We start from the raw sequence: 10456 nt of genomic DNA, 5'->3' as shown, positions 1-10456 counted from the left end.
TGCGGCCTTCTGCACGCGCTCGGCCACGCCGCCGAAGTACAGGCTGACGGCGCCGTTCTCGAAGGACATGACGTCGGTGATGACGGAGGCGTTCGCATGGGCGGCCAGCTTGCCGGCGATCGTCTTCATGTGGCGCGTGGGTTCCACGAGCACCACGGCCGGAGCCTCGGCGTCGAACACCGATATCACGGTGTCGGCGGCGTCGTCGAGGACGGTCCCTTCCGGCACGGAGATGCGGGCGATCTTATCGGCGACGGCCTCGGGGGCCTCGCCGAAGGAGACGAGCACGACCTCGTCGGCCATGGTGCGGGCGCCGGCGCAAAGCTCCCGAGCGGCATCCGCGCGTTCAGCGATAACGAGTGCTTTCATTGTGGTTCCACCTTTCGACTACAGGGCCGCTTTGAGGGCCGCCGCGAACTTCTCGATCGCCCCGTCCTCGGAGGCGTCCATGACCTCGAGCTTGCGCTCGGCCTGCTCGGGGGCCTTGCAGGACAGGACCTCGAGGGCGCTCTCGTAGGCGCCGTCGGCGCCGGCCACGCCCATCGGCTTCTTGCCGGCGGCGAGGATGTCCTTCATGCCGGGGATGCGGGGCAGCGCGATGTCGGGAGCGACCGACACGACGCACGGCAGCGGCGCCTCGACGACCTCCACCACGTCCTCGAGCGTGCGCTCGACCGTGACCGAGCCGGAGCCCGCCTCGATCTTCGTCGCGCCGTTGACGGAGGGCAGCCCCAGACGCGCGGCCAGCTGCACGTCCACCTGCTGCGCGTAGTCGTCGGCGGAACCGTCGCCGCACAGGATCAGGTCGTACTCGCCCGCCTTCGCCACCAGGTCGGCCAGCGCGGCGGCAGCGGCATGCGCGTCAAGGCCCTTGCACGCGTCGTCGGCCGTCATGTACAGCTCGTCGACGCCGCGGGCGAGGATGTTCTTCTTCAGCTTGGAGTCGTCGATGTCGGCAGGGCCCGCCGTCACCGCCACCACGCGCCCGCCGTCAGCCAGCTGGGCGGCGGCCTCGATGGCGTTCAGGTCGTAGGCGGACACGATCGGCTTGGCCTTCGAGTAGTCCAGTGTGCCGTCGGCGGCAACCTGGATATCCTGGTCGTCGGGAACGACCTTGCAGCAAACCACGATGTTCATGCTTACCTTCCTTTCGTTCTACATTCAGAGGATGGCGCTTATGCGCGGTATTTCTTCGCCACCTGACGACCGGCAATGTACGCCATGATTTCAGGCGTACCGCCACCGAACAGGTTGCCACGGCAATCAGCCCAGATGCGCCCAACGCGCACTTCGGTCGTATAGCCGATACCGCCGAAGATAGACAGCGCCATGTCAGCGACGTTAAAGCACTCCGTGCAGCCGTAACGCTTCAACAGGGCAGAGTCGAGCTGCACTGAAATGTCGTTGTCGAGCTCCCACAGCGTTTTGTACAGCATATTGCGGGTGTTCTGCAGGCGGATCTCCATTTCAGTGAGCTTCTCCTGCGTCATCTGGAAATTGGCAATGGGCTTGTTGAAGGCGATGCGCTGGTTGGCGTACGTCACCGCGTCTTCCATGGCGGCCTGAGCGAGGCCAAGCTGCTCGGCAACCAGCAGAGCACGCTCCACCTCGAAATTCTTCATGACCATCATAAAGCCCTCGCCCGGCGTGCCGACGCGATCCTCTTCCGTCAGCACCACGTCGTCGAAATACACCTCGCAGAACGGGATGCACTGCTGGCCGATCTTATGCAGGCCAGCCGTGGAAACGCCCTGACGATCCATCTCGATCATCCACAGCGACATCTTGTCGTTCTCTCGTGACGGATCTTCGTCTTTGGCCACGACGATGGTGTACGGAAGCTTGGCCCCCATGGTCACCCACGTCTTCTGCCCGTTCAGACGATACGTCCCGTCATCCTGCTTTTTGGCCGTGCACGACATGTTGCGGTTGTCAGAGCCGGCACCGGGCTCGGAGATGGAAAGCGAGCACAGCGGCCATCCGGTTTCCATGTACGCGTCCATGTACTTTTGAATCTGCTCCGGCGTGCCGAATTCGACGATATCGAACGCCGTGAGGGAGTTCTGATACAGGATATGGTTGCACCCGCTGGAGTGATACAGCTCCTCGATCATCATGCCGAGCGTGACCTTGTCGCAGGGAATTCCACCGTATTCCTCGGGGATGCCCATAAGACCGAAGCCCGCATCGCGATACGCCTCGGCGATCTCGTCAGGCATGTCGCCAGTCTCGTACATCTCTTTGATGACGTCCTCGGTGAAATACCGATCGCAGAACTCGCGAACGCTTTCCAGGAGCAGCTCTTGCTCGTCGGTCATAGCAAAGTCCATGGTATCCTCCTCGTAAGGGTTTCATAGGCGCCTCTTGAACCGTCGACTCGTTCCCGACGGATCCTGCTGCAAGCATACGCTCGCCATCACTCGTCATGGATACCCAAATACTTCGATCTGTTGCAATATTTAGTCGCGTAACGGACATCGACCCGTTTTCGTCCGACTTTGCGAAGGGAAACTGCAGTTACAAGGGAAGAGACATAGAGAGAATCTATGGGGAGGCGGCTAATTCATAGAGAAAGCCCGTACAACACGACTCATCGCATACCAACATATCGTCGTTTCTGTCTAACACTTCACCAAAAACCTCGTATAATCAACAACAGGCAACCGGCGAGGAAATCCGCAGAGAGCCTACCGGAAGAACCGCGCTCCACGTACAAGGAGGTCGTCATGGGCTCGATGAACACCATGTCGCTCATCGCAGAAACGTTCGTGTCGCTTACCGAGCACGAGCCCCCCGAAAAGATAGCCGTATCGGATATCGTTGCCGCTTCGGGGAAGAACCGCAAAACCTTCTACTATCATTTCGTCGACAAGAATCATCTCATCGCCTGGATATTCCGTTGCGATTTAGGAATGTTGCTCCGTAAACGCTTCGACGAGAACCTGTTGGTGTACGAACACGATGAAACAGGGAAAGACCCGCTCGCGCAGCATCCTTACTATATGTTCAACAAGAAGGGCGTGAGATCGCTTGATCAGGCAGGATTTTTTCAGACGCTGGCCGACTGTTTCGAAGCCCGAAGGAGCTATTACGCCAAAGTGCTACACGACAGCGGGCAGAACAGCCTTCGAGACTACCTGTACCGGCTTTACGTGCCCGCCCTCAAAGACGACGTGCGTTTCATTTTAAGCAACCGCCACCTTAGGGAAGAGAGCGTTGATTTCCTTGCCGAGTTCTACACGGGAGCGTTTTTGTCCTATCTTATCGGCCAGACGGTCAATCCGAAGAAGCACGACATCATGGAAGGCGTGGGGCCGTTTTGCAATATCGTTCACTCATCGCTTGAGAACGAGATCAAAGAGCAGCAACTCAGACGCATGCTGTAGACCGAACACGCAATAAACGACAGAACGTGAAGCAGGCGACCCGAAGGCCGCCTGCATACAGTAAGAGCTATCGAATGCGCATTACTTCGCCGGGTAGAAGCCGCTCGGCTCTTCGCCCAGGTTGATCATGATGTTCTTCGTCTGGGTGTAGTGCTCGAGCATCACCTTGTGCGTCTCGCGGCCGATGCCGGACTCCTTGTAGCCGCCGAACGGCGCACCGGACGGAATCTGGTTGTAGGTGTTCACCCACATGCGCCCGGTCTTGACGCCCTGCGCAACGCGGAAGGCGCGGTTGATGTCGCGGGTCCAGACAGCGCCGCCCAGACCGTACACCGAGTCGTTGGCCAGGTCGATGACCTCCTGCTCGTCCTTGAACTTGATGACCACGGCCACGGGCCCGAAAATCTCTTCCTGGGCAACGCGGCAGGAGTTGTTCGGCACCTCGATGAGCGTCGGCTTCAGGAACGCGCCCTTGGCGAGCTCGCCCTCGGTCGCACGCTCCCCGCCGCAGAGAACGCGGCCGCCCTCCTGCTTGGCGATCTCGACGTACTCGAGAATCTTGTTCATCTGGTTTTGGTCGATCTGGCTGCCCATCTGGGTGTCATCCTCCCAAGGCATGCCAACCTTCACCTTGCCGAACGCCTCGCACGCGTCCTGCACGAACTTGTCGTAGATGTCCTCGTGCACGAAGATGCGGCTGCCGGCGCAGCATACCTGGCCCTGGTTGAACAGGATGCCCAACTGGATGCCGTCCAGCATCATGTCCCACTTGGCGTCGGGGAAGATGATGTTGGCGGACTTGCCGCCCAGCTCCAGCGTGGCCGGGATAAGGCGCTCGGCCGCTGCGCGAGCGACATCGCGGCCCACTTCGGTGGAACCGGTGAAGGCCAGCTTGCTGATCTTCGGGTTGTCGAGGATGTACTGACCCGACTTCGAGCCGCGGCCCGTGACCACGTTGAACACGCCGGCCGGGATGACGCCCTCGGTGAGCTTCGCCAGCTCGAGCACCGTAAGCGAGGTCGTGGACGAGGGCTTGAACACCGTGCAGTCGCCGGCGGCCAGCACGGGGGCCAGCTTCCAAGCCGCCATAAGGAACGGGAAGTTCCACGGCACGATCTGACCGACGACGCCGATGGGCTCGTGCAGCACGAGCGACATCATGTTGCCCGGAAGCATGTCGGCCTCTCCCGTATCGGCCAGCAGCACGCCGGCGAAGTAACGGAAATGATCGACCGAGTACGCCACGTCGATGGCGCGCGTCTCGCGAATGGGCTTGCCGTTGTCCAGCGACTCCAACAAAGCGAGCTTCTCGGCGCTCTCTTCGATGAGGTCGGCCACCTTGTTCAAGATAATAGCGCGCTCGGCCTTCGTGGTCTTGCTCCAGGTTTCGAACGCCTCCCAAGCAGCGTCGACCGCGCGGTCGACGTCTTCCTTGGTGGCATCGGCAATAACGGAAAGCTGTTCACCGTTGGCGGGGCAGTACACGTCGAGCGTGCCGCCGTCCGACGCGTCGACCCATTCGCCGCCGATGTAGAGCTGATAGGATTTCTGAGCAGGGTTGTTCATGGGTACTTCCTTTCGCATGAGTGTTGCATGCCGCTTCCCGCCCCCGCCTTCGCACCGTCTCCCAACGCGCATCCGGCGGCGGGCGACGCATCGCATGCCCGCTGCGCGGCCCCTAAGGCCGTTGCCATGAAGATACACCCTTGCGCGTCGAACCGCCGTCCTCGTTGCCAACTGTTTACACGAACGGTACTGTTTCCTCGATTGGTGCACCATGGGTAACAATTACGGAACAGAGGACGTTCGCGAGCGGCATTCGGAAGGGAGCGAACGGTAGAGACGAGAAAACGTCGAACGAGGGTCCGCAACGTACCTGAGCGGAATCGAGCCCAAAGGCCGCCCTCCCCCGGCAATCGTCTCGGCAGGCGCCGACGCAACCCGCCGGATCGGCCGTTGCGCGCCGCCGTGCGATCCTGACCTCGCTTCAGCAGCGGAATCGAGCACCGCCAAGCGAGCCCAACGTCGTTTCAGCAGCGGAATCGGACACCGACTCACAAAAGTCACCGCTGTGAAGCTCGATGCAAGGGAAACCGCCGCCGTCGCGATCACTGACCTGCGCAAACGCGCGACATGCAAGATCGGAAGGATGCCGAATGCCATCCCTGGGCGCTTCAGAGCCCGGATCCCTCTTCACAGCGGTGACTTTTGTGACTCCGCTAAGGGCTTTCCTGTTAAACACGGGCAGCAGACGGGCGAAGCGGCATCCGGCTTCCGCAGGCCTTCTTCCACGCTGCGATGGCTTCAACCCGAAAGGAACGTTACAGCGCGTTCAGGCCCCTTCCTCATGGAGAGCATCGAGCGCACCGAGGCACGCTCGCACGCCGTTTTCAAGCGCCGAGCTCAATGGAAGGCCGCTTCGCACCGAGCTCCTCCGGAAACGACGGCGGCCCGTCCGAGGACGGGCCGCCGCTGCCGGTTCGCTTCGCGCGCTAGCGACGATGCTCCTGCTTGTCGTTGAGCAGGCGGTTCAGCGCGTTGAGGTAGGCCTTCGTGGACGAGACGATGATGTCGTTGTCCGCGCCGCGGCCCGTGTACACGCCGCCGTCGGGCGCGGTCACGCGGATGGTCACCTCGCCCAGCGCGTCGATGCCGCGCGTGACGGACTGCACCGAGAACTCGGTCAGCTCGTTGTCCACCTGCACGATCTTGTTCACGGCCTTGTACACCGCGTCGATCGGGCCCGTGCCGTACTCGCAGGCCGTGACCACCTGGTCGGCCGCGTTGCGCAGCGTGACCGTGGCCGTCGGGGTCAGCGGGAAGCCCGTGCTCACCTGCACGCCCTCAAGCGCGTAGAGGGCGCTCTCGTTGCGGTCGCGCTCGTTCACGAGGCTCTCGAGGTCCTCGTCGTACACTTCCTTCTTCTTGTCGGCCAGGTTGAGGAACGCCTCGTACACCTGGTCGAGCGCCTCGCCCTCCAGCTCGTAGCCCAGCTCCTCCAGACGGTGCTTCAAGGCCGCATGCCCCGAGCGCGCCGTGAGCACGATCTGGCTCGTGCCCGCGCCCACGTCGGCCGGGTCGATGATCTCGTAGGTGTCGCGCTTCTTCAGCACGCCGTCCTGGTGGATGCCGGAGGAGTGCGCGAAGGCGTTCGCGCCCACGATGGCCTTGTTGGCCTGCACGTTCATGCCGGTGATGGACGACACGAGGCGGCTCGCCTTGATGAACTCGCGCGTGTTGATCTCGGTGCAGGCGTCCAGCTCGTCGCCGTGCATCTTGATGCCCATGACCACTTCCTCCATGGCCGTGTTGCCCGCGCGCTCGCCCAAGCCGTTGATGGTGCATTCCACCTGGGTTGCACCGTTCTTCACGCCCGCCAGCGACAGCGCGGTGGCCATGCCGAGGTCGTTGTGGCAGTGCACCGACACCGTGGCCTTCTCGATGCCGTCCACATGGTCCATGAGGTACTTGATGCGCGCGCCGAACTCCTCGGGCAGCGAGTAGCCCGTGGTGTCGGGGATGTTCACCACCGTGGCGCCGGCCTTGATGACGGCTTCGATGACGCGCACGAGGAAGTCGTAGTCGGAGCGGCCCGCGTCCTCGGCGTAGAACTGTACGTCCTCGACGAAGTTGCGGGCGTACTTCACGCACTTGACCGCACGCTCGACGCACTCGTCCTCGGTAATGCGCAGCTTGTCGCGCAGGTGGCTCGGGCTCACGCCGATGCCGGTATGGATGCGCGGACGCTTGGCGTACTTGAGCGCGTCGGCCGCGGCGTCGATGTCCTTCTCCACCGCGCGCGTGAGGCCGCACACCGTTGCCTGGTCGCCTGCGAGCTCCGCGATGCGGCGGACGGACTCGAAGTCGCCGGGGCTCGAGATGGGGAAGCCCGCCTCGATGACGTCCACGTTGAGCCGGAGAAGTTGACGCGCCACGACCAGCTTCTCCTCGGTGTTCATGGAGGCGCCCGGCGACTGCTCGCCGTCGCGAAGCGTCGTATCGAAGATGTTGATCTTGCGCGTCATATGCGTGTTCCTTCCTTCTCGGCTCGATATAGTTTGACTATCATAGCAAATATCCCAAGCGCTCTTCTCGGAATTCGCCCCGAACGCACCAACAAAAGCGGGAAAACGACGGGAAGACGCCTGGCGCGAAAAAGGCCCGGCAAGCGCGGGGATCGCTTGCCGGGCCGTGATGCCGCAGCGTGCTCGGAGAGGAGGTCGCGCACGCTAGCAGGAGGGTGAGCTCGCTTTCGCGTCGGCCACGCCGTGGGCAGCCGCGTCGGCGTCGATGAGGTCGGTCGGCTTCGCCTTCATGATGAAGCGCTCGACGAGGATGAGGAAGGCCAGCGCGCCCAGCGCGATGACGCCGAGAAGCACCGCATACTCCACCCAGGAGGGCGCGTACCAGCTGGTCGCCGCCCACACGTCCATGCCGGAGGTAGCGGCCGACGTGCCGTCGATGAGACCCGGGCCGCCGAAGGTGTTCGGCGTGATGAACGAGCTGAACAGCAGCCACACGCGCTTGCAGAACACGCCCACCACCACGCACGCCGAGGAGAACACGATGAGGCCGGTCTTCTGGCGGTTCTTCGCGAACACGAGGATGGTGAACGGGATGAGCACGCCCACGATGATCTCGATCCAGAAGTACGGGGCCGTGGCGCCGAAGAACATCTGCGACAGCACGTGCCAGCCGCCCTCGGAACCGGGATAGCCCGTGGTCAGCAGCTCGCAGCCCACCATGTAGCCGTCGACCGCGATGCAGGTGGCCAGAAGGCCCGCCAGCATGCCCATGAGCTTCTTCGACGTCTCCCAAATGCCGCGGCGGTTCATCCACGCCAGCGCGATGAGCAAAAGCGCCAGGCCGGAGTCCATGGCCGAGGCCACGAACAAGGGGCCCATGATGGCCGAATGCCAGCCCTCGCGAGCGATCTGCAGGCCGAAGATCCACGCCGTCACCGTGTGCACGAGGATGGCGATGGGCAGGGCGAAGCGCGACACGATGGCGATCTTGGACTTGTCGGCCCTCTTCGAGGTCATGAAGTACAGGTAGACCAGGTTGATGACCAGGTAGCACGAGATGACGCAGATGTCCCAGAACAGAGGCGAGATGAAGTTCGGGGAAATGATCAGGTTGAAGATGCGCGCCACGCCGCCGAGGTCGAGGATGACCAGCAGGCCCGCGCAGCAGATGCACACCGTGGACACGCACACGGCCGGCAGCGCCACCTTCTTGAACTCGGTGACGTGGAAGATCGATGCCGATGAGGCCACGATCAAACCGCCGGCGGACAAGCCGACGAAGAACATGAACGCGGCGATGTACAGGCCCCAGGAGGTGCCGTTGTTCATGCCGGTCACGCCCAAACCGAACATGGTCTGGTAGATCCAGGCGGCCGCCCCCGCGGCGGCGATCACGGCCAGAACCACCATGACCGGACGGGAGATTCGCTTCGTTTCCATCTGGGCCCCCTTACGCGTTGTAGTAACGGAGCTGCGGGCGGGTGCCGAACTCCTCGAGCAGCTGATAGGCATGGTTCTCGCGCACGACCTTCGAGATCTCGGACTCGGGATCGTCCAAGTCGCCGTACACGCGGGCGCGGCCCGGGCACACGCGCACGCACATGGGGATGTCGCCGCGGTCGGTGCGCTCCTTGCACAGCGTGCACTTCTCCGCCACGCCCTTCGGGCGCACCGGCACGTCCTTATCGCCGTAGTTCCAGTTGGGATCGCGCTCGGGCTCGCTCCAGTTGAACACGCGGGCGTTGTAGGGGCAAGCGGCCATGCAGATGCGGCAGCCGATGCACTTGTCGTAGTGGATTTCCACGCGACCCATATCGTCTTTGTACGTGGCGCCCACGGGGCACACCTTCAGACAGGCGGGGTTCTCGCAGTGCTGGCACGCCACGGGGATGTAGGTGCGGCTGAGGTCGGGGTACGTCCCCTGCGCGCCGTCGGCGGTGTCCACGCCGTCGGTCTCCACGCGGATGTACAGCATGTTCATGGGTATGTTGTTCTGCATCTTGCAGGCGTTCGCGCAGGTGTTGCACCCGACGCAACGCTCAAGGTTGATGGCGATGCCAAGCTTGGTCATGATCGCTCACCTACGCTTTCTTGATCTCGACGAGGGTATCGGAGAACGGGATGACCGGGCCGCACATGAGCTCGGAGCCTCGCTCGACGTAGCCGTCGTTCGTGACGTTCTGGACGTTGCCTTCGATGAGGAAGTCAGCCGTCTGCCCCTCGAACATGCGCGCACTGCCGGGGCGGATGGACTCGTTGGCCTTCACGCGGCACTTGAAGGAGCCGCGGTCGTTGAACACTTCCACTGCATCTCCTGTGGCCAGGCCGCGCTTCTCCATTTCAGAGGGGTTCAGCTCGATGCGCGGCTCGGCGAATTGCTGGATCCACTTGGCATCGTTGAACTGGTTGTGGATGCGGTAGCGCGTGCGCACGTTCGCCAGCTGCAACGGATAGGTTTCGGCCAGCTTGTTGCCGGCGTGCGCCTCAAGCGGCGGCTCGTAGGCGGGAAGCGCCTGACCGTATTCCACAAGAGCGTCGTAGTAGACGTCCATGCGCGTGGAGGGGGTGGCGAACACGCGGTCCATGAACTCTCGGCGCGGCTCCTCGATGCCCTCGAGGGGATACACGCCGTTCGCAGCGTTGATCTTGTCGATGGTGAGCGCGGAGACGTACGGGTCCTCAGAGGAGGACAGCACCTTCGCCACCCATTCCTCGGACGTGGCGGGCAGGTACTGGTCTTTGCCGAAACGCTTGGCGATTTCCTTGCCGATCCAGAAGTCGGTGCGAGCCTCGAACAACGGCTCGATGATCTTGTTCTGCAGCACAATGTTGCTGTAGCCGATCTTCACGCTCCCCACCTCCGCGTCGTTCTCGAAGCGCGTGGTGGCGGGCAGGATGACGTCGGCCCACTTCGCGCCCTCGGTGAAGTACGGGTCGATGGTGACGATGAAGTCGAGGCCGCGCGCGAACTCGGCGGTCTTGTTCATGTTGCCGATGTGCTGCTGGAGCACATCGCCGCAGAAGATGCAGGCGCGCACCTTGGCG

Annotated in this window: 8 protein-coding genes and 1 pseudogene; 1 reads left to right on the top strand and 8 read right to left on the bottom strand. The window is 62.6% G+C overall.

From position 1 onward, the window contains the following. The 3 genes and pseudogenes from ACMO6A_RS04980 to ACMO6A_RS04970 all read right to left on the bottom strand — a co-directional run. Nucleotides 1-369, bottom strand: a pseudogene (locus ACMO6A_RS04980) (electron transfer flavoprotein subunit alpha/FixB family protein); the annotation flags it as partial. Between the two features lie 18 nt (nt 370-387). Continuing rightward, nucleotides 388-1137, bottom strand: coding sequence for an electron transfer flavoprotein FixB (locus ACMO6A_RS04975; protein WP_009609244.1), 750 nt, complete (start codon nt 1135-1137; stop codon nt 388-390). 38 nt (nt 1138-1175) lie between these two features. After that, the gene (locus ACMO6A_RS04970) at nt 1176-2330 is read right to left on the bottom strand and encodes an acyl-CoA dehydrogenase family protein (RefSeq protein WP_009609293.1); all 1155 of its coding nucleotides are present in this window, start codon (nt 2328-2330) and stop codon (nt 1176-1178) included. Between the two features lie 396 nt (nt 2331-2726). Between ACMO6A_RS04970 and ACMO6A_RS04965 the strand changes: the two genes are divergently transcribed. After that, nucleotides 2727-3386 carry a TetR/AcrR family transcriptional regulator C-terminal domain-containing protein gene (locus tag ACMO6A_RS04965; RefSeq protein WP_009609254.1) on the top strand — a complete coding sequence of 220 codons (660 nt, stop codon included), beginning with the start codon at nt 2727-2729 and terminating at the stop codon, nt 3384-3386. 81 nt (nt 3387-3467) lie between these two features. Here the strand turns inward: ACMO6A_RS04965 and ACMO6A_RS04960 are convergent, their stop codons facing one another. The 5 genes from ACMO6A_RS04960 to ACMO6A_RS04940 form a co-directional block, all read right to left on the bottom strand. Further along, on the bottom strand, nt 3468-4952 hold the full coding sequence (locus ACMO6A_RS04960; RefSeq protein ID WP_418470850.1) for an aldehyde dehydrogenase family protein: 1485 nt from the start codon (nt 4950-4952) through the stop codon (nt 3468-3470). A gap of 926 nt (nt 4953-5878) precedes the next feature. Further along, the gene (locus ACMO6A_RS04955) at nt 5879-7411 is read right to left on the bottom strand and encodes a 2-isopropylmalate synthase (RefSeq protein ID WP_009304320.1); all 1533 of its coding nucleotides are present in this window, start codon (nt 7409-7411) and stop codon (nt 5879-5881) included. A 204-nt stretch (nt 7412-7615) separates the two neighbouring features. Beyond that, complete coding sequence (nrfD, locus tag ACMO6A_RS04950) at nt 7616-8851, bottom strand: NrfD/PsrC family molybdoenzyme membrane anchor subunit (RefSeq protein ID WP_009304319.1); 1236 nt, start codon at nt 8849-8851, stop codon at nt 7616-7618. A gap of 10 nt (nt 8852-8861) precedes the next feature. After that, nucleotides 8862-9482 carry a 4Fe-4S dicluster domain-containing protein gene (locus ACMO6A_RS04945; RefSeq protein ID WP_009304318.1) on the bottom strand — a complete coding sequence of 207 codons (621 nt, stop codon included), beginning with the start codon at nt 9480-9482 and terminating at the stop codon, nt 8862-8864. 10 nt (nt 9483-9492) lie between these two features. Further along, nucleotides 9493-10456 (bottom strand): molybdopterin dinucleotide binding domain-containing protein (locus ACMO6A_RS04940; RefSeq protein ID WP_418470849.1); only part of this gene is annotated, 964 nt, incomplete at its 5' end.

This window comes from Eggerthella sp. (assembly GCF_048329335.1).
GTDB lineage: Bacteria > Actinomycetota > Coriobacteriia > Coriobacteriales > Eggerthellaceae > Eggerthella > Eggerthella lenta.
This window is presented reverse-complemented; position numbering and strand designations above follow the sequence as displayed.